At 50.8% G+C, this 20,198-nt stretch carries 16 protein-coding genes; 4 read left to right on the forward strand and 12 right to left on the reverse strand.

Translation table 11 applies throughout. From position 1 onward, the window contains the following. Positions 1 to 264 precede the first annotated feature (264 nt). Complete coding sequence (locus tag B7982_RS07070; RefSeq protein WP_088660149.1) at positions 265 to 2,502, forward strand: cellulase family glycosylhydrolase; 2,238 nt, start codon at positions 265 to 267, stop codon at positions 2,500 to 2,502. Between the two features lie 165 nt (positions 2,503 to 2,667). Here the strand turns inward: B7982_RS07070 and B7982_RS07075 are convergent, their stop codons facing one another. The 7 genes from B7982_RS07075 to uvrC form a co-directional block, all read right to left on the reverse strand. After that, positions 2,668 to 4,374, reverse strand: a complete 1,707-nt coding sequence (locus tag B7982_RS07075; RefSeq protein WP_233138422.1) for a DUF4832 domain-containing protein — start codon at positions 4,372 to 4,374, stop codon at positions 2,668 to 2,670. Between the two features lie 273 nt (positions 4,375 to 4,647). Continuing rightward, positions 4,648 to 5,457 carry an ABC transporter ATP-binding protein gene (locus B7982_RS07080; RefSeq protein ID WP_088660150.1) on the reverse strand — a complete coding sequence of 270 codons (810 nt, stop codon included), beginning with the start codon at positions 5,455 to 5,457 and terminating at the stop codon, positions 4,648 to 4,650. Beyond that, positions 5,447 to 6,445 carry an ABC transporter ATP-binding protein gene (locus B7982_RS07085; RefSeq protein WP_088660151.1) on the reverse strand — a complete coding sequence of 333 codons (999 nt, stop codon included), beginning with the start codon at positions 6,443 to 6,445 and terminating at the stop codon, positions 5,447 to 5,449. The genes B7982_RS07080 and B7982_RS07085 overlap by 11 nt, the downstream gene beginning before the upstream one ends. Positions 6,446 to 6,455: 10 nt before the next feature. Then, entirely contained in the window at positions 6,456 to 7,301 is an 846-nt protein-coding gene (locus B7982_RS07090; RefSeq protein WP_073424752.1) for an ABC transporter permease, read from the reverse strand. 2 nt (positions 7,302 to 7,303) lie between these two features. Further along, the gene (locus B7982_RS07095; protein WP_233138423.1) at positions 7,304 to 8,695 is read right to left on the reverse strand and encodes an ABC transporter permease; all 1,392 of its coding nucleotides are present in this window, start codon (positions 8,693 to 8,695) and stop codon (positions 7,304 to 7,306) included. A gap of 35 nt (positions 8,696 to 8,730) precedes the next feature. Beyond that, positions 8,731 to 10,548: an ABC transporter substrate-binding protein gene (locus B7982_RS07100; protein WP_088660153.1), complete on the reverse strand. Its 1,818-nt coding sequence runs from the start codon at positions 10,546 to 10,548 to the stop codon at positions 8,731 to 8,733. Between the two features lie 219 nt (positions 10,549 to 10,767). Further along, positions 10,768 to 12,627: an excinuclease ABC subunit UvrC gene (uvrC, locus tag B7982_RS07105; RefSeq protein WP_088660154.1), complete on the reverse strand. Its 1,860-nt coding sequence runs from the start codon at positions 12,625 to 12,627 to the stop codon at positions 10,768 to 10,770. 247 nt (positions 12,628 to 12,874) lie between these two features. Between uvrC and B7982_RS07110 the strand changes: the two genes are divergently transcribed. The 3 genes from B7982_RS07110 to B7982_RS07120 all read left to right on the forward strand — a co-directional run bounded on the left by B7982_RS07110 (position 12,875) and on the right by B7982_RS07120 (position 15,436). Next, positions 12,875 to 13,732: a glycosyl transferase family 2 gene (locus B7982_RS07110; protein WP_088660155.1), complete on the forward strand. Its 858-nt coding sequence runs from the start codon at positions 12,875 to 12,877 to the stop codon at positions 13,730 to 13,732. 45 nt (positions 13,733 to 13,777) lie between these two features. Beyond that, complete coding sequence (locus tag B7982_RS07115) at positions 13,778 to 14,092, forward strand: hypothetical protein (protein ID WP_014545952.1); 315 nt, start codon at positions 13,778 to 13,780, stop codon at positions 14,090 to 14,092. 300 nt (positions 14,093 to 14,392) lie between these two features. Then, positions 14,393 to 15,436 carry a serine hydrolase gene (locus B7982_RS07120; protein WP_088660312.1) on the forward strand — a complete coding sequence of 348 codons (1,044 nt, stop codon included), beginning with the start codon at positions 14,393 to 14,395 and terminating at the stop codon, positions 15,434 to 15,436. Between the two features lie 77 nt (positions 15,437 to 15,513). Here the strand turns inward: B7982_RS07120 and B7982_RS07125 are convergent, their stop codons facing one another. The 5 genes from B7982_RS07125 to rpoN all read right to left on the reverse strand — a co-directional run bounded on the left by B7982_RS07125 (position 15,514) and on the right by rpoN (position 20,196). Then, entirely contained in the window at positions 15,514 to 15,987 is a 474-nt protein-coding gene (locus B7982_RS07125; RefSeq protein ID WP_014545954.1) for a TraR/DksA C4-type zinc finger protein, read from the reverse strand. A gap of 134 nt (positions 15,988 to 16,121) precedes the next feature. After that, positions 16,122 to 16,976: an MlaD family protein gene (locus B7982_RS07130; protein ID WP_233138425.1), complete on the reverse strand. Its 855-nt coding sequence runs from the start codon at positions 16,974 to 16,976 to the stop codon at positions 16,122 to 16,124. Positions 16,977 to 17,031: 55 nt separating this feature from the next. Beyond that, entirely contained in the window at positions 17,032 to 18,060 is a 1,029-nt protein-coding gene (gene hprK / locus B7982_RS07135; protein WP_088660157.1) for an HPr(Ser) kinase/phosphatase, read from the reverse strand. Beyond that, complete coding sequence (gene hpf, locus B7982_RS07140) at positions 18,060 to 18,377, reverse strand: ribosome hibernation-promoting factor, HPF/YfiA family (RefSeq protein WP_014545957.1); 318 nt, start codon at positions 18,375 to 18,377, stop codon at positions 18,060 to 18,062. The genes hprK and hpf overlap by 1 nt, the downstream gene beginning before the upstream one ends. 184 nt (positions 18,378 to 18,561) lie before the next feature. Then, complete coding sequence (gene rpoN / locus B7982_RS07145) at positions 18,562 to 20,196, reverse strand: RNA polymerase factor sigma-54 (protein WP_088660158.1); 1,635 nt, start codon at positions 20,194 to 20,196, stop codon at positions 18,562 to 18,564. Positions 20,197 to 20,198 lie beyond the last annotated feature (2 nt).

Consider the following 20,198-nt stretch of genomic DNA (forward strand, 5'->3'; position numbering starts at 1 on the left):
CAACGCAATTTTTTTATTACGATAGAAATCCTTGACTCCTGCGAGCAGAAAGCTACATTATATATAAATATACTTGCCATCTCGACCAAGGCCTTGCGCAAAGCGGGATCCCACGTCGCAAGGGTGGCAAAAAACGGGGTAAAGGTGTACAACAGACACAAAGCGAACAGCCTTGTGTTCAATAGTAAACAAAAAATTAGCCTAAATTGTTTACTATCTTCGATTTAATTAGATAATTTTTGTCAAAACAAAAGGAAAACACTCATGAAATTGACAAAGCTTCTGACAAGCATCTTGGCAGGCGCGGCAATATCCGCCTTTGCAGCCGATGCATCGACAGCAACCCCCAAGAAAGTTGGGCCGGTGTCTTATTATGGCGCACTCCACACTAGCGGCAGTAAGATCATTGGCGCCAAGAACAACCAGCAGGTCATGCTCCGCGGTGTGAGCCTTTTCTGGTCCGACGCAACGGGTCTTTCTTACTATAACCCGACCGTCATTTCATGGGTTGTAGACAATCTCAAGATTGACGTGTTCCGTTACGCCATGGGTATCGAATACTATGACTCCAATGGCGGCACCAAGAACAAGCTGGACGATCAGGTTTCTTATACGAAGTCCCCGGAAGGCCAGCTCTCCACCATCGACAGAATGATCCAGGCTGCTATCGAAAACGACGTCTATATCGTCATCGACTGGCATAGCCACAGAGCTCACCTCGAAACACCCATCGCCAAGGATTTCTTCGCCAAGATTTCCCAGAAATACAAAGATGTCCCGAACATCATCTACGAAATCTACAACGAACCGGTCAGCGGTAGCGGTGGCGACTGGGGTGCCATCAAGAACTACGCCAACTCCGTTGTCCCAGCCATCCGTACCAACACGCAGAACTTGATCATCGTCGGTACGCCGAACTGGTCCCAGCATCCGGAACAGGGCGCAAGAGACCCGATCCAATCCACGAACATTGCTTACGTTTTGCACTTCTACGCCTCCAGCCACTCCAAGGGTAGCTACGGCGGTTACGTCTCTAGCGCACTCAGCGCCGGTTATCCGGTGTTCATCTCTGAATGGGGTACCACGAACGCTGACGGTGACGGCGAACCGAACTCCAGCGCCACGAACGAATGGACTCAGTTCATGGACCAGAACATGATTCCGAACTGCAACTGGAGCTTGCGTCAGCAGACTTCCGATGTGGACCAGAAGAGTGAAAAGTCCGCCATCTTCGCTGGCGACAAGTCCCTCATCACGGCCGCAGCCCTCGATGCAGCAACTTTCACCTCCTCGGGTAATATCATCAAGAGCTACCTCACCAAGAACGCACGTTCCTGGGCAGACTCCCTCGTCAAGGGCAAGAGCGGCAGCTGCTCCTTCAAGGCTACAACAGCCAAGCAGACTGACGGCAAGATTTCTGGAGTCCTCAAGTCCGGTTGTACTTACACCTCCAGCAACGAAAAGGTTGCTTCCGCTTCTGGCAGCGACATCGTCGTGGGCGACTATGGTTTCGCCATCCTCACTGGTAATGACGGTTCTCAGTCTATCGTGACGGTCAAGCAAGTTGCAGGCCAGACCATCACGAACCTCTCTGATATCACTTGCAATTTCTCCGGTAGCTGCACGGCCGCCTCCAAGAACGGCATGTCTCGCGACTTTGACGGTGACGGTACCAAGGACTACCTCCTCACCATGGACGACAAGACCAATGAAGGCTCCAAGTTCACCCTCACGTCTCTCGACCCGACAACCGTTTCTGTAAGCAAGAACAAGTGCACTAACGCCAACTGCTCCAACTCTCAGAAGAATCAGCAAGTTTGGATGTTGCACTTCCACAAGTACGGCACAGCTAAGGTCGTTGCATCTGCTCCGGCAATTACAGGCTTCCGCGCCATGCAGGACACCTTCGAAATCACTTACAAGAAGGGTTCCTACAACATGAACAACAAGTTCAAGGATCAGACCATCGCTCTTGGCGGAACCACTACTGAAGGATTCCCGGATGCATTGCTCGGCAACGCCGTTACTTACACGTTCAACGGCCTGCCCACCACGCCTTACTTGACCAAGGTCGGCAACGCCTTCGTCGGTGGCGCCCAGAACGCAATCTTCGCTATTACGGCCCACATTGCTGAAACTGCCGACTACGAAGAATTCGAAAGAACTGTAACGGTTATCGTTGGCGACGCAGGCACGGCAGTCAACTTGGCCGATTGGATCGCATACACCAACAAGGCCACCGACGCCATCAAGCCGGCTAACAAGATTGTAAACAGCTTCAACGCCCGCATGAACGGTTCGATGCTCCAGTTCACGACCAAGAACACTGGTCTCGTGAAGGTGGACATCTATGACGCTCTCGGCGCAAGCGTGAAGCAGATGTCCGAAGTCTACGGCAAGGGCAGCCACGCTATCGACCTCAAGGGTCTCCCGAACGGCTCCTACACGCTCGTTGTCCGCCAGGGCAGCAGCAAGGCTTCCATCCGCTGGGTGAACAAGTAATTAAATAAAGGCGGGCTCCGCCCGCAAACAGATATTAAAACTCCAGCCAACGGCTGGAGTTTTTTTCGTGCAAAGATTTTGAAAAGGAGATGCCCGCTTACTTCGACTTCGCTCAGTACAGGCTCCAGCGGGCATGACAATGCTGTTTTGCGAAGAACCATGTTACTACTGTTTCGAGCCGTTTGGCTTGTATGAGCGTTCTCCGTTACGGATAATCACGTGATTACGTGTACGCAGAACGTAGGGCGTTTCGGTCTTTTGCACAGAGCTGCGACGAATGCGCGGCGCAATGGACTGAACATTCTCATTAAAATAGAACTTGCCTAAATAAGCGGCAGGCTGTTCCTGGCCACAAGTTCCCTTTCCACTAGGCTTATCATTGGCAAACTGAATGTCGCCTACCTTCAAATACACCTGATAATTACGATAACGAAGTTTGCCTAGTTTAACGGAAACCTCAATTTCGTTGTTTCCGTCAAATGTCATTACGGTATCTCCGCCTGCGACCGAGATGGTGCGGCTATGGACATCTCTAAAATCAACATCGGGCAAGTCCACATAATCCATGTCAGGGCACATATCCAAATCGCTTCCTTCCAGGTCTTCCAAAATGGCAAGTTTTACCGGAGCCATCCAAGTGAGGTTGCCAAAGCCCACATTCTGCACGCGGAATTTTGCATGGAGCATATGGTCAGAGCCCACCGTATCGCTTAACCACGATTCTCGCAGCACAAAGCGGTAGCCCAAGTGGTCATTGATGTACTTGAAGCCCGTCAGCGAATCGACATGCGCCGGATCATAATCAAAATCTTTCTGCTTGAACAGCGTCTTTTTCCAGCTATTAATCAGGTTGTTGTTCCACTGGATATTCAAATAGCTCGTGTGCGTGCGGAAGCCCTCGTACGCGAGGAATTCCGGCGTATTGATGACCTGGTAGCCGTTCGCCGTCGTGAGAGCTTCGCCGCCGTAAGGCGTGTTGATGCCGTACTTTTCGAGCCAGGCAACGCCTTCTTCACGGCAAATGGACGTTTTGCAATCCGCACCCCAAGTGCCGTAATCGTATTGCGTTCCCAAGTAGCCGTCATTGAACATTCCCACGCGGTACATCGTATCGCCCTTGGCCTTTGCGATTTCTGCAAACTTTTCACCGTCGATATGGAAGTCCACTCCCCAATTGTCAAACCCGAGCACTTTCGCTGAATAATTTCCCGTTCGCGTTAAAATCTTGAGTTCGGGAGGTGTGCTGCGAAGCATCAAGTTCGTCGCTTCGGCAACGCGGTCATACGTGATGCTCGTGTCGGAATGCATTTCGCCATAGGCGCCGTGCATGCCCATTTCAAGTGCGACAATCACATCGGTATTCTTTGAAAGCACAGGGGCGAGCTGCTCCACATGGCGTAACACCCACTTGTGTTCCGGAGTCACATTGCTGCGGCCATTGTACCACGGGTCATAACAAATGCGCACAATTACAAAGCCCTTGTTCGCGCGGATATTGTCAAATGTCTGCTGCAACACGTTCAGCGCGTCTTCGGTCAAATCTTGGCTCTTTCCCCAAGTCGTATCCTTCTTGCCACCCGTCGTATCAATTCCGAGCCAGGCACGGCTACTGAATTCCGAAATTTCGGCACGCAAGTGCAAGAGCTGGCTGTACGGCTTTTCAATCGGCTTACCTCCCGAGGGCTTTATATGCAACACCTGAGGCGTATAAAAACCGCGGTCGTAATTTGCAAGAGTAATCATGTAGTCGGTGGAGTCTATACCCTGTTTCACAAGCCCCGATGCAAAAGCAGGAGATTGCAAAAAAGCAAGCGACAAAGTCGCCAACGTAAAGCCCCATCCAAAAGAAAAACGTGAAAAAAATGTTGTCATAGAAGTAATATATATTTTTAATTGCAAAAATCTTCGACTTCGCCAAAAGACGGCATCAACGCCCAAATTCTAACTCATCATGGTCTAACAAACTAAAAATTTCAACTTTATCTCACCAAAGGAGATAAATCATGAATAATGAAAGCCTGACGTAAAAAACGTCAGGCTTTTTTATATAAAAGAAAAACCGCAGCGGTTGCTGCGGCTTTTCGAATTGCACTAGATCCTTCGACTACGAGGCTACGCCTCTTCGCTCAGGATGACACGCGTCAATTACTTTTTGCTGCGATGGCTATTCTTGATCCATTCAGTCTTGTGGACTTCCGGAATGTCATCGAGCAAGCGGAGCGTATGCGGTTCGTTCGTGTTGTCGAGCACTTCAGCAGGAGTACCCTGGTTCACGATCTTACCGTCGTGCATGATGAAGATACGGTCAGAAACGTAGTTTGCAAGACCGATATCGTGGGTCACGAACACCACGGTCATCTTCAGCTCGTCTTTCAACTTGCGGAGGTAATCGAGGATGTTTGCACGCACACAGGCGTCCACCATGGAGGTAGCTTCGTCAGCAATGAGGACCTTCGGACGGAGCGCGAAGATACGGGCGAGAAGCATACGCTGCATCTGACCACCGGAAAGTTCGAACGGATACTTGCCTTCGATATCTGCCGGAGCAACGTTCACAGCCTTGAGACCTTCGTCAACGCGGCGACGGACTTCTTCCTTGGAGGGCTTATCCTTCAAGATGTTGAGAGCGTCTTCGAGCTGGCTACGGATCGTAAAGAACTGGTTGAAGCAGCCGAACGGGTCCTGGAAAACGGACTGGACTTCGTTCCAGTGGTTCTTCAAGTTCTTGATCGGCTTGTCGCGATAGAGGAACTGACCGCGAGTCGGCTGGTAGAGACCGAGCATGATCTTTGCAAGCACGGACTTACCGCAACCGGAACCACCCACGATGGAGATGAATTCTTCGTCGTAGATGTCAAAGGAAACGTCCTTAACAGCAGTCTTCAAGCTCTTGCCGGCACCGAAATCCTTGCTGATGCGCTTGGCAGAAAAAACAATGGGCTTATCACTTTGCATAATCGCACCTCACGTCACGATCGCCGACAATGCGGAGATTCTGGGTATTCTTCTTGCAGTCCGGGCATGCCTTGCTGCAACGCGGAGCGAAGCGGCAGCCCACAATCTTGTTCTTGAGGCTAGGAGGAGCACCTTCGATAGCCACCGGATGGCGGCCACGCTGGCTTGCCTCGGTACTGAGCATAGCGCCCATCAAGGCCTGCGTATACGGATGACGCGGATCCTTGACGACCTGTTCTGCAGTACCCTTTTCCACGATTTCGCCTGCGTACATGATGGCGATGTTGTCAGCCACGTGGTAGAGGAGCGGAAGTTCGTGGGTAATGAAGATCATCGATTGGAAGATGCCCTTGTCGAGCAAGTCGAAGATCATCTTGATCACTTCCTTCTGCGTGGAAACGTCCAAAGCAGAAGTCGGTTCGTCAGCAATCACCATCTTCGGGAGAAGAATCGTAGAGATTGCAATCACGCAACGCTGGCGTTCACCTGCAGTGAGGTTGATCGGGAAGGAGTTGAGCACGCGCTTGGTGTCCATGCCGATACGGTCGAAATGAGCATAGACGCGATCGTAGATCTGCTTAGCGTCCGGTCTTTCGCCCGGTCTTGCGTGAGCTCTGAGCACGTCGGCTGCGATATCCTTAATCTTGCGAACCGGGTTCAATGCGTTGAATGCACCCTGCGGAATCATGGAAACCTGCTGGGCGAGGACATTCGCACGAACATCTTCGACGCTGCGGTTCATGAGGGATTCCATCTTGTCACCGTTCTTGACGCGAACGTCACCCGTTTCCGGGTAAAGCGGCGGAATGCACATGCCCATAAGGCCAGAAACGAGCGTAGACTTACCGCAACCAGATTCACCGGCGATACCGAGAATTTCCCCCTGCTTCATGGAGAAGGACACGTCTGTAACAGCGTGAGTCTTGTCTCCAAAACGGCCGAGGTAATAAAGACCCAAGTGGTCAACTTCAAAAACATTTTCAGACATTTTTTACCTCTTACTTGCGCAGACGCGGGTTGAAGACGCCTTCCATAGAAGTGTTAATCAAGTACAGAGCAAACACCGTGAGGGTAACGACGATCGTTGCCGGGATGAATGCAATCCAGATGGAGTCGGAGAGAGCACCGTTGTCCTTAGCCTGGTTCAAGATGATACCGAGGCTGGTGGAATCTACAGGGCCAAGACCGATCATGGAGATGGAAGCTTCGGAAAGAATACCGGAAGACACCTGCATGATGAACACCATGAACACGTACGAGAGCAAGTACGGAAGCACATGCTTGATCACAATCGTCAAAGTCGATGCACCGTTGAGGCGGGCAAGGGCGATGTGGTCGCGGCTACGGAGAGAAGATGCCTGGGCACGAACGGCACGGGCAGACCAGCTCCAAGCGGTAAGACCGATGATGAGACCAATCAAGGTGAGGGAACGGCCATCCTTAACAGCAGAGCTGATAAGAACGAGAATCACGAACTGCGGGATAACGATGAAGATGTTGGTGAGCATGTTCAATACTTCATCAACCCAGCCACCGCGGAAACCGCCGAACAGACCGATAAGCACACCGATAGTCGTAGCAATGATACCAGCAACGAAGCCCACGTAGAGAGAGCTGCGGAGACCGGCAATCAAGAGAGACACGTAGTCACGGCCGAGGTGGTCGGTGCCAAGCCAGTGGGCAGAGCTAGAGCCTGCATACGGGCCAGCGACGATGTCACGAGCGTGAGTGTCTACGTTGTAGAAAAGAGGTCCAAAGATGGCGATGAGGAGCGTGAGCACAAAGATGGACACGCCAATCACGAACATCGGGGACTTGAGAAGGTTTCTTAAAAGCTTACCCATGATTACTTACCTCCCATCTGGAGACCGGCCTTGACACGCGGGTCAAAGACAGCGATCAAAACGTCAACTGCAAAGTTTGCAACGAGAACGCAAGTCGAAATCATCAAGGTGCAACCCTGGATCGTTGCGTAGTCGTTCTTCTGAATGGCATTGAGCATTGCCATACCGAGACCCGGATAAGAGAAGATCATTTCGGTAATGAGAGCGCCACCCACCATGGCACCGAGGCTCTGGGCAAGACCAGTGAGCTGCGGGAGCATAGCGTTGCGGAACACATAGCTAATAATCTTGCCTTCGCGGAGGCCGAGCCACTTAGCATACTTCATGTAGTCTGTACCAAGTTCGTAAATGGACATGGAACGCATACCCGTTGCCTGACCAGAGAGAAGAATCGGGAACACAGAGAAGAACGGGAGCACGTAGTACCAGCTGACGCTCTTGATGCAGGACCAGCTGAACGTGAGTTCCGGAATGTCCGGGCTGTAAGCGCCCATAGCCGGGAACCAGCCGAGCGTGATGGAGAAGAGGGCCACCAAGAGCATACCGAACACGAAGAACGGCACACCGTTTAAGAACATGGCGCACGGGAAGAATACCTTGTCAAAAATGCCGCGCTTGTAAGCAGCGAAGGCACCAAGAAGGTTACCCACAATCCAGCCGAGAAGAATCGTCGGAGCCTGGATAGCGAGCGTCCACGGGAGGGACTTCTTAATAACGTTCGTCACCGGTTCATTGTTTTGGTAAGAGAGACCGAGGTCGCCGTGGAACACCTTGCCAATGTAGCTAAAGAACTGAGAAACTGCAGAAGCAAGCTTCGGATCAGTCTTCATGACCGGCTGATCGACCATGACGGTATCGATGCGTTCGGCCTGAACAGTTTCCATGACCGGAACCTTTTCGACAGCCGGAGCAGCCTTGGCGGCCTTGCCCTTCTTGGCCTTGATTTTCTTAGCCTTCTTAGCTTTCTTGCCCTTCTTGCCTTTTTCTGCGGCAGGAGACTTTTCAACAAAGACCGGATTGCCAGCTTCGTCGAGCTTCTGGCGTTCGACCATCACCGGATTGCCGGCTTCGTCAACGACCTTCACGACGTTCACGACCGGCTGGCCGTTTGCATCGAGCTTCGGAACCTTCTGCATGATAACGTTGCCGTTAGCATCAGTTTCAGGTTCATAAATAACGTTACCATTTTCGTCCACTTCGGCCATACCGAAGGAGACGAGGAGTTCTGCCTTTTTCTTCTGAGCTTCAGTCGGAGAAAGGCCCTTACCGGCTTGACCCATGATGATGTCAACCGGGTTGTTGTCGCCGAGACGCGGCAACGCGAAGTTGAGTGCCACTGCGCAGACGAAGGTCAGCAAGTACCAGAACGCCTTCTGCAGGACATAACGTAGCATAGGATATTGTTTAAGCATTGGTAGTCCTTTATCCTTTATTTAGCGAGCTTCAAATTCCAAAGGGTCTTGGTACCCGAGGCCACCCACGGAAGCTGAGCAGGAGCATACGGGTTTTCAGCAGTCGGCCAGTTCGTCCAGACGCGGTCGCTGAATTCATAGAACTGTTCCGGCAAGTAAACCAGCGGAATGGACGGCTGGTCTTCCATGAAGATTCGGTTCAATTCGCGGTAAGCAGTTGCGATAGAATCAGCATTCTTCATAAGCGGGATAGCATTGAGGAGCTTGTCGACTTCCGGACGGAAACCTTCGGTCCCCGGCTGGTTGTAACGGCCAATGTTCACACCTGCCCAAGAGCCAAGCGGCTGCCAGTCGCGGCTTGCCATGATTTCGTTGAAGCGGCTCCACGGAAGAGACGGAGTCACGTCAGCAACAGGCTTGTGCATGATGAGGTCGAAGTTACCGAGACCCATGGCCGGCCAGTAAGAACCGCCATCCACGAAGCCTTCACGAATATCGATACCAGCCTTGCGCATACCTTCGACAGCGATGGTCACCATAGCTTCCCAGTCGGTCCAGCCGTTCGGGCTCGTGATGTACATCGTCGGGATCTTTTCACCCTTGGCATTTTCCATGTGGTCAAGCGTACCGTCGTCATTCCAGACAGACTTGTAGCCAGCTTCGGAAAGCATCTGCTTCACCGTTTCGACGCGTTCCTTTTCATCGGTGATAGTGAGCTTGACACCATACTTAGCGAGGTCTTCGTCGCTGATATACTTGCCTTCAAGATGTGTCGGCATGATGAGGCCCGGCTTGATCTGGTCCGTGTAGTCGGACACAGCGAACTTGCGGAGAGCCATATAGTCGATAGCGGTTGCAAGAGCACGGCGGAAGCGCTTGTCGTTAAGCGGCTCCTTCATCGTGTTGATGATGAGCATCGGCATTGCACCCGGCAAGAAATACGGCGGTTCATTGAGCCATGTATGTACGCCAGCGCCAGCCTTGCGGTTGATACGCGGGATGTAGCTCTGGGATGCGTCGAGGTTGCCGCTACGCATAGCGATGGTGTTGTGTTCGTTGTTCTTGTAAATCGGATGAACGATATACTTCGGAGCAGGGAGCTGACCATTGTGGAGAGCGGCATTGCCCCAGTAGTCGTCACGGCGTTCAAGAATAATCTTGTTCGGGTCGGCACTGCGGAGAGCATACGGGCCGGAAACAACCGGATTCTGGTCCATCGGGAGTTTCTTCACTTCGTCCTTGGAGCCAAGCTTTTCGATAAGCGGTTCAAACACGTGAGCAGGGACAATGCGGATAGCCTGCAACAAGTCAAGAACAGAAAGCGGGTTGTTGCGCTGCTTCTTGTTGATGAGGAAAGCAACTCGTTCCACCTCACCTGCCGGTTCGGATTTAACAGTATCGACGTGGATTGCGGAAATCTGTTCGCTAGTGTTGATGGAACCCATCGTGTAGATGAACTTCACGTCACGAGATGTGACCTTTTCACCATCGCTCCACTTTGCGGCCGGGTTCAAGTCAACGACGATAGAATCGTTGTTCCTGCTCACGAGAGAGCCGAGGAGGGATTCAATTTCACCCGTCAAAGAGTTGTAGGTGAGAAGCGGTTCGTACATCAAGTTGAAACGACCACTCACAGGCCAGGTTGTCATCCAGCTTTCTGCAAGGGGGTTGAACGTACCAGGAGCATCATTCTGCTGCCCAGACAAGTAGAGCGTTTCCTGACGCGGCAAGGAACCGCTGGCAAGCTCGTCTTGCGATGAGCTACCGCACCCAAAAAGTGCGCCAGTTGCCGAAAGCACCAAGGCCGTTCTAGCAATCGATTTCAATCCAATCATTTGAGTCCTCTTAGAATAGGGCCTTTGCAGGGGCCCCTTTTAATTGAAAATTCAAATCTAATATAGATTATTCCAATTCAAAATTATTTTCGAAAGAAATAAAAAAGCCTTGATGATTTCTCAAAACGGATTAACAAAATTTTACATTTAGGAATGTTTACAAACTAGTTGTTGGTCAACAGTCATTGGCCATTAGTTATTGGATAACAGCTGGAAGAGCTACGATTCTTCAGCGCCGCCAGCGCAGTATTCAGCGACTTGTTCGCGAAGTTTTGTGCCACGCACTTTGCCAAGCAAATCAATGATGTCTTCGAGCGGAGCGTCCATAAACGCTTCGGCACTCTTGTACTTGCTCAGAATCTTGATGCGGGTTTCGTGCCCGACGCCAGGCATTTTGAGCCATTCGACTTCGAGGTCTTTTTTGCGCTTGCTACGCTGGTACGTAATAGCAAATCGGTGCGCCTCGTCGCGAGCGTTCTGCAAAAGCTTCAACGCGGGACTCGTGCGGTGTAACACGATACTTTTGCGGTCATCAGGGAACACGATTTCTTCAAGACGCTTTGCAAGCCCAATCAGCGGCAAGTCCTTATCGTGACCAAGTTCCTTTAAAATCTGCATCGTGGCATCGACCTGGCCTTTACCGCCATCGCACACCCACAAGTCGGGCATCGGAATTCCTTCTTCTTCCAAACGGCGGATGCGGCGGGTCATCACTTCGCGCATGCTTGCAAAGTCATCGACACCCGTTACAGTCTTGATGATAAACTTTCGATAATTGCTCTTGTCGGGGCGCCCGTTCTTAAACGCGACCAAGCTCGCCACGGTGTTCGTACCGGACAAATGCGAAATATCCACGCATTCGATACGGAACGGAGTCTTCTTTAAGCCGAGAACTTTTTGCAGTTCGAAAACGCTGCTGTCGATTTCGCTGTACTTCTGCACTTCGGCGCGCATTTCCACGAGAATCATGTCGGCATTCGCGGAGGCGAGTTTCAGGAACCCGAGCTTTTCACCGCGCTGCGGATTCGTGAGCACGACCTTGTGCGTCGTCTTGGACGCAAGCGCCTGTTCAATAGATTCTCGTTCCGCCATGTCCGTCGGGAGCGGCACATCCGTTGCAATTTCGCCCGGAATAAATTCCACGTCCATGTACCATTGCACCACCATCTGGCGGAAAATTTCCGTTTCGTCATCTTCGAGCTTGCATTCCAGGCGGTAGTGGCGGCGCCCGCAAAGCACGCCGTTGCGGTACTCGAAAATCACGGCGGCAGCCATCGTGCCGTTACGCTTAAGCGAGAGCACGTCCACACAGAGGCTTGCATCGGACACATCCGTTTTCTGGTGCGCGCTCGTCGCCTTGAGCGCCTGAATCGCGTCGCGCTTTTTCGCCGCCGTCTCAAAATCCATGCGTTCGCTCGCCTCGAGCATTTCGCGTTCCCAAAGTTGAATCAAGTCATCGCGTTTGCCACCCAAGAGCATCTGCGTCTGCGCCACTTTTTTCTGGTATTCTTCACGCGTCACAAGCCCCGCACACGGAGCACCACAGCGCCCGATGTGGTAATTGAGGCAAGGGCGCACAGGCCGATTGAGTGGCAACTTCAGCTTGCATTCACGAATCTGGAACAGTCTCGCCGCAATATCCTGCAGCTGGCGGATCATACGCGAGCTCATATAAGGCCCGTAATACAAGCAGCCATCCTTCTTGACCGAACGGCTCAAAAAGAGCCTCGGGAAAGGTTCATTCACAGAGAACGCGAGATACGGAAAATGCTTATCGTCCTTGAGCAATACGTTGTACTTAGGCGTATGCTTTCGGATGAGGTTTGCTTCCAGGATGAGCGCTTCGGTTTCGCTCTCGGTGATAATCCACTCGATATCGCGGATATACGGGAGCATGAGCGTCGCCGCACGGTGGCCGGCATGGTCGCTGCCGTCAAAGTAGCTCGACACGCGGTTCTTCAGGACCTTCGCCTTCCCTATATATATAATCTTCCCCTGGGCGTTCTTCATGATGTACACCCCAGGTAGCAGAGGGAGTTCCGCCAGTCGCCGCTCAATGTGTTCACTTACTGGAATCATGTAAATTCAAATCTATTTAATTTTTTATATTGTCGCGCCCCAATAAAATCAACCCCTTACCTTTTCTCATTTATGAAATGGTGATCCCCGAATAAATCGGGGATGACAGCATAAAAGACAGGAGATCGCAAAGCCTCAAAAAAACGAAAATACAAAGGTCATTTTACATTTTATCATACTCTAGTTACAAGAAAATTTTATATATCTTACATAGTAAGTTTCGCACCCCGCCAAATATGGAGAAATAATGAATTTCGAAAACATGAACTTGTTGTCGCAGAAGGTTGAAAGCGTCCTCGGAACAGTACGCGCCCTGCGTGAAGAAAACGCCAAACTCAAACAGCTTCTGGAAGGCAAAGACGCCCAGGCTGAAGACCAGAAAAACCTATTGGACTCTGCCAACGCAAAGATCGCCGACTACGAAGCCGCCCTCAATGCAAGAGCCAACCAGGCGGCCGCTCAGGACGAAGCCATCAACGAAAAGAATGGCATCATCGACAACTTGAACGCACAAATTAACGAAAAAAACGGCATCATCGATGCTCTCAATGGTCAAGTCGCCGAAAAAGACAACACCATCAATTCTTTGAACGGACAAGTTAACGAAAAGAATGGCATTATCGACAGCCTCAACGGCCAGATCAACGAAAAGAACGGTATCATTGACGCCCTTAACGGCCAGGTCGCCGAAAAGAATGGCATCATCGATTCCCTCAACGGCCAGGTTGCCGAAAAGAACGGCATCATCGATTCCCTCAACGGCCAAGTCGCCGAAAAGAATGGCATCATCGATTCTCTTAACGGCCAAATGGACGAAAAGAACAACATCATCGATTGCCTCAACGGTCAGGTCGCCGAAAAGAACGACATCATCGACAACCTTAACAACCAAGTCCAGAACCAGGGCAACGAAATTTCCGAAGCCCAGAGCAAGTTCCAGCAGCTCCTTTCTACGATTGAAAGCGAACTCGGTACCGAAATCAACATCAACAACGAGCCGGCAGCAGAACAAGCACCTGCTGAACAGGCAGAAAACAAACCTCAAGAAGAAAACCCTGACCTGTTCGCGAGCAATGGAGGCTCGCAACCCGGTTTTTTCGGCTAAGGTGGTTGTTGGATAACGATCCATTCGGCGTAGGAATGAAATAATATGGCAAACGAGACACTTAGATCAGTCAGCATTAACGTCGCTCAAGAACGCATCCACATCCGCACAGACTTGCCCGATACGGACTTGAAGGAAATCGTCGATTTCATCGAAAGTCGTCTCGATAATTCCTCGAAATTTAAACTGGAACTGAAGAAGCAGCTGTGCCTACTGGCTGTGGAGCTCACTTCCGAGATTGTCGAGCTGCGCAAGCAATTGCGCAAGGCCAAAACATACCACGACCTGATGGATAAGGACCTTAGGGAACTTTCGCTCCAATTGGACGAGGGCCTCCCTAAAGCCGACAACCAAGTTTAAGCCAATCCGGATACATTTAATACACTTACGAAATCTCGGTATTTTTGCCGAGATTTTTTTTGTGATTTTCCCTTGTTTTTATCCATCAAGAAACATATATTATACGTGGGCATCCCACGGATTTTACACCCGATCTAACAGGAATAAATCAGCTCGTTGCTCTTGTGGTTCAGTTTAGGCGCGCATCGACGCGAAAAACAAATCCCCGAGGCGCTGCTATCATTGTAAAATAGTAGTTTCGAGTGTTCGTACCGTAGGAGATGCCCTTTTTTTATTGTGGCAAAATTTGCCGGGGCGAAAATGGAGATCTCCGAAAAACTATCCGAACTTTTAGAGAAAGCAGAATCCGAAGATATTTTTGACAAGGCCGTCGTAGGTTATTTGCTCCCAGACGGCACGAGCCACACCGTTACGCTCAACACTCCCGAAGACACTGTTTTCGACATCGCGTCGCTCACGAAGGTCTGCCCCACCTCGACGCTTGCGCTCTCGTACATTCTCGAAGGCAAGCTCTCCATTGATGCCAAAGTCATCGACTTTATCCCGGAACTCAAGACAAACTACCGCGACCAGATTTGCGTTTCGCACCTGCTCACGCACAGCCTCGATTACCGAGTGCCGATGAAGACGCTCAGAACGCTCTCGCCCGAAGGAATCCTCAACGCCCTTTACACGTACCAGTTCGCCGCCGCTCCGGGAACCATCTTTAATTACGGGAACCCCGCAAGTGTGCTACTTGGCATTTTGTTGCAGAGACTTACAGGCAAGAACTTGCAGGAACAAGGTAACGAACGATTCTTTACACCGCTCGGCATGACGCGTTCAGGCTACAACCCGCTCACGCGAGTCCCGAAATCAGAAATTGCGGCAACCGAGCTTTGCGAGTTCCGCCATCGCGAAATTCAAGGCGAAGTCCACGACGAAAGCGCCTGGGTTCTGCAAAAGCTGTTCCCCGTCGGGAGTGCCGGCATGTTCAGTTGCGTCCCCGACCTCCTCAAGTTCGTGAAAATGATTCTGATGGACGGCAAGTTTGAGGACAAGCAAATTGCCCCTGCCGGAATTCTGGACATCGTGAGCCACAACGCCCTTGCCGATAGCGTCGGAGCAGAAACCGCCCTCGGCTGGGAGCTGAACGCAACCAAGTTCATGGGCACAAAGGTCTCACCACAAGCATTCGGCAAGACAGGATTCACGGGTGCAAGCATCGTCGCCGACCCGGACAAGGGAGGCGCCATCATTCTCCTTAGCAACTTCACCTACCCGCACCGCGAACCGAACGCCGACAGGATTCACGCATTCCGCGCCACACTTGCAGACGCGTTCTTTGGCGCAATTTCGGAATAAAAGGAGAAGCCCGCTCGATGGCGGGCTTGACAAGTTCTACAATCGATAGATCCTTCGACTTCGCTCAGGATGACACATTAGCGGCCAGCGGCCTTGCGGAGCATTTCCTTGCGCTGAGCTTCAGCAAACATCTTTGCCATTTCCATGCGGTTGTCAAGGATTTCCTTTTTCTTGGTTTCTTCCTTGCAGTTCACGCACTTGGTAGCAGTCGGTACGGCCATAAGTCTCGCCTTCGGAATCAGCTGTCCACAAATCTTGCAAACGCCGAAAGTTCCATTCTTGATGCGCTTAAGAGCTTCTTCCAAATAAACGAGGTACTTGCCTTCGCGGGCTGCCAATGAAAGGTTGGTTTCGAGCGAGTTGATATCCGTTGCAGAATCTGCACCTTCGGAATCGCCACCGTCACCGGACTGATTCTTCTGGTCCAAAAACACGTTAGCCTTTTCAGAATCGCTCTGGGCGGTCACAAGCTCGCGTCTTTTTTCCAAAAGCATTTCTTCAAAAAACTTAAGATCAGCATCGCTCATCTTTACGGGTTTCTTCTCAGCCATATTAAACTCCTTCTTTGTGAGTTACACTGTAATAAGTACCGCTTTAAATTATCTTTTTTTTACAAAAAAGAACAATTAAAATAATATTTTTCAAAAAAAAATGTTGATAAGTCGGTAAAAAAGGAGTTGTCCGGCTAGAATATATCCACGTTGAGCTTGAGACCGTCTTTTTTGACACCACTGAGCAACGTGTCGAAGTCTTTTTTCAGGACATCAAAATCCTTATTCAGCTTGGAAGACCCATCGAGGAACATCCTTGCCGAGCCTTCGCTTTCGTCAAACTTGGTGACAATGGCGAGCGCCTCGTTCTTAGAAACTTCAACACGGTCCAACAGTGCACGCACGCGGTCCATAGCTTCGTTTGCCTTTGTCGCAGTTTCGCCACCGCGATCCGAAAGTTCCTGCAACGAGCGTTCAAGATTTTCACCTGCCGCCTGGTAACCGTCGAGAAGCTCATCCACCATGGATTTCCACTTGCGGATATCGGCATTGGTCACGCGCAAAAGCTTCTTGACCTTCTTGCCGACACGGTCCAAGCGCTTGCCCGTCTCGCCCACTGTTATCGAATCACAAAAATCGGTGATGGTCTGCTTGATATCGCCAATGTCCTTGAAAACTTCGGCAAGATTCTTCGAAATTCCGGAAGTACCTTCATCGTAAAGACCGCTTACGGTATCGCCATCTGCCACAAGTTTGCTCGAATTGCCGGTAATGATGCTCATTTCGCGTTCGCCCATGAGGCCCGCCGTCACAAGTCGGAATTCAGAGTTCACAGGAATCTTTGCTTCGGCAAGTACGCGTGCAGAGACATAGACCGCTTCGTCCGTAAGCTTCACATCGACAATCTCGCCCATCGCAATGCCACGGACGCGCACAAGGTTCCCTGGAGAAAGCGTACCGATAGTCTCGTATTTTACGACAAACGTATAGCGCTTGTGGTACGGGCTAGACGGATGGTAATAATAAATCGCCAGCCCACACGAGACCACGATAATGAGAAAAATAAGACTTGCTACAAAATTTTTTTTGATTTTAAACAGCAAACTATTCATAGAAAGACCAGTTCTGCGGATTAAAATCTAGCAAATCATCGGTGAATTCGCCCTTCGCCTTCGCCTTAATCTTTTGCAATAACGACTCGTTGAAATCCTTTGCCACGTTCTGGCCGCTCATTTTCATGAGGGCATTCATCGCAATGACTTCGGAAATCACAGTCATGTTCTTGCCGGGCGCCACAGGGAGCACCACCTTCGGGATGTTCACGCCCATGACGTTTTCTTCCATCTCATTTAAGCCAGTGCGTTCGTACGAGACGTCTTGACGCCACTGCTGGAGCTCGACAATCATTTCAATTTTCTTGACTTTGCGAATCGCGTGGATACCGAACATCGAACGGATGTCCAAGATGCCCACACCGCGAATTTCCATGTGATGGCGGATCAACGGATCTGGACGGCCAATAATCGACTTGCCCACATGGCTGATGTGAACAACATCGTCTGCCACCATGCGGTGCCCACTTTCGACAAGGTCGAGCACGCATTCGGACTTACCGACGTTACTGTCGCCCACGTAGAGCATGCCCACGCCATAAACGTCCACGAGGCTTCCGTGAATAATGGCATGCGGCGCAAAGAACTCGTCGAGAATTCTCTGGCCCATCTTGAAAAATTCAAAAGTATGGAGCGTCGTCGAGAACAGCGGGATGTGCAAACGGTTGCACATATTCCTAAGTTCATCGTGCGGGGTCTGTGCATGCGTCACGACCCACATCGGGGCACGGAACACAGACAAGTTCTCGAAAATTTTCGCACGCGCTTCAGGGCCGACCGACTCGAGGTAATTCCATTCCGTGTGTCCAATGACCTGAATCTGCTGCGAACTATAAACTTTAGTATAACCCGCCATGGCAAGGCCAGGGCGGTGAATTCCGCTTTCTTCGATGCAGGATTCCATATCCTCATCGGGGCAATGTTGCACCATCTGCAAATCTTTGCCGTAGCGGATAAAAAAGTCCCGCACCGGGAAGCGTTCCCGATGCAGGATCTTGATGTCATTTAATCTATCAGCCATTAGGTGAGTTCAGAAACCGGCTGAGATCTGTGATCGTTCTGCTTGTCGTTGGCCTTCTTGAGCTGGACCTTGATACGTTCAAGCGTGACATCGACAGCCTTGCCCATGTTTTCTTCGTCGGCAGAAGCGACAATGACGGAACCTGTGATGTTGACAGAAATTTCGCAATGACGCTGGTGTTCAACTTCGTGGTCGAGAATTACAGAGGCGCTAGTGATATTCGGGTAAAATTTGGCCAACTTATCCATTTCTTCCTGAATACGGTCCTGAAGACCTGCCGATGCGTTAAAATGACGAGCAGAAAACTGAATATCCATGATAAACCTCCGTATGTTAATGTTACGATTTATTTACGTTTAAAAACACTTTGGAACTACCGTTCCGCAATTAAAGTATATACATCTTTTTTTTTCAAAAGTCCACAACTAAATTGGATTTTGCAAAAAAATTCGTTCCATCTTGGAATATTTGCTATAGCGAATTGCCGAAATTTCGCTTTTTTTAGCGTTTTCTTTGGTTCTTGGGCAAAATCTTGAGCTCTTTTTCGCGGTATTTGGCGACTGTACGGCGTGCCACCTTGATTCCCTGCTTCAAAAGCTCGTCGCTGATGTCCTGATCGGAGAGCGGAGAGGACTTGTCTTCTTCGTCAATGAGCGTCTTGATGGCATCGATAATCTGCGCAGAACCGACTTCTTCGGCATCCGGAGCTGTGCCCTGCTTCACACCCGATGTAAAGAATTGTTTAAGTTCGTAGATGCCGTAAGGCGTTTCCACGTACTTTTTGTCGGTCGCACGCTGCACCGTGCTCACAGCTAAATGAACATCGTCGGCCACATCCTGGAGGATCATCGGCTTGAGGAATGCGGGGCCGTTTTCGAAGAATCCGCGCTGGCGTTTGACAATCGAGCGCATCACAAGCTCAATCGTCGAGAAGCGGTTATCGACCGCCTTGATGAGGTCCGTTGCCTTCGCTAGCTGCGCCTTCACATATTCCTTGTCCTGCTTCGATGCAGACGGGTCCGTAAGAATCGCCTTGTACGTCTGGTTGATGCGGAGCGACTTCTGCATCTTGGTCTTAAAGCAGACGACTTCGTAATTGCCCTTCTTTTCGACGACTTTCAAATCCGCATTGATAATGTGCGAATACGAATGCGAAAGCTGGAAGCCCGGATGCGGACGCAAACGCGAGAGGCTTGCGACAGCCGTCTTGACTTCGTCGGCGGAAACGTTCAACGCCTTTGCAATTTTTGCATAGCGGAGCTGCAAGAGGTTCTCGTATTCTTCTTCGAGAATGCGGATGGCAAGGCTCGGGAAATTTGGAATCGCGTACGCCTGGATGAGGAAGCATTCACGCTGGTCGCGGGCACCAATGCCGCTCGGCTTGAAGGACTGCAAAACGTGAACGGCTTCGCGCACCGGGAGGCTTGCGTCTTCGAGCTTGAGTTCCCCGCGGAGCATGCGTTCAATCTCGTCGATGTACTTGTCGTCCGACTGGACAACCATCGCTTCGGATTCATTGTCGCGGTTTGCATCGCAAAGGAATCCATCGTCATTAATGGAGTTGATGAGGTACTGGACCAGCTTGCGAAAATGTTCTTCAGTCACGCCGTTTTCTTGCAACTGTTCCTGCAATTCACGGGTGCCGTTCCAAAGTCGGAGCTGGTCTTCGAGCTGTTCCTGCAAGCTCTTGCCCACGTCCTTGATCGGGCGGTCCCAATCTTCGTCCGGGTCCTTCCCGCCAGAATTCAAATCGTTAAAGGGAGCGTCATCGTACGATGTGCCATCGCCCAAATAGCTATCCCAGTTCACATCCGAAGATTCCCCATCGAGGTAACTGCTATCGACATCGGCGGTATCGTCCAAAGAACCGCGAGCCTTGTCCTCGATATCATCGGGAATTTCATCGGAATCGTTTGCTCTCGGGTCGAGTTCTTCGGGGTCCTTGTCGACGGGAACTTCCTGATCGTCAAAGTCGCCATCGTCCACTTCCAAAAGCGGGTTGACTTCGACTTCTTCCTTGATGGCGGTTTCCAGTTCCTGCGAAGTTTTCTGAAGCATCTTCACAGACTGGAGAAGCGCAGGAGATAGAGTCTGCTCCTGCGTCTGTCCGATATTTGCCTGCATTCCAAGATTCATAA

It is taken from the genome of Fibrobacter sp. UWB2 (assembly GCF_002210425.1).
Taxonomy (GTDB): domain Bacteria; phylum Fibrobacterota; class Fibrobacteria; order Fibrobacterales; family Fibrobacteraceae; genus Fibrobacter; species Fibrobacter elongatus.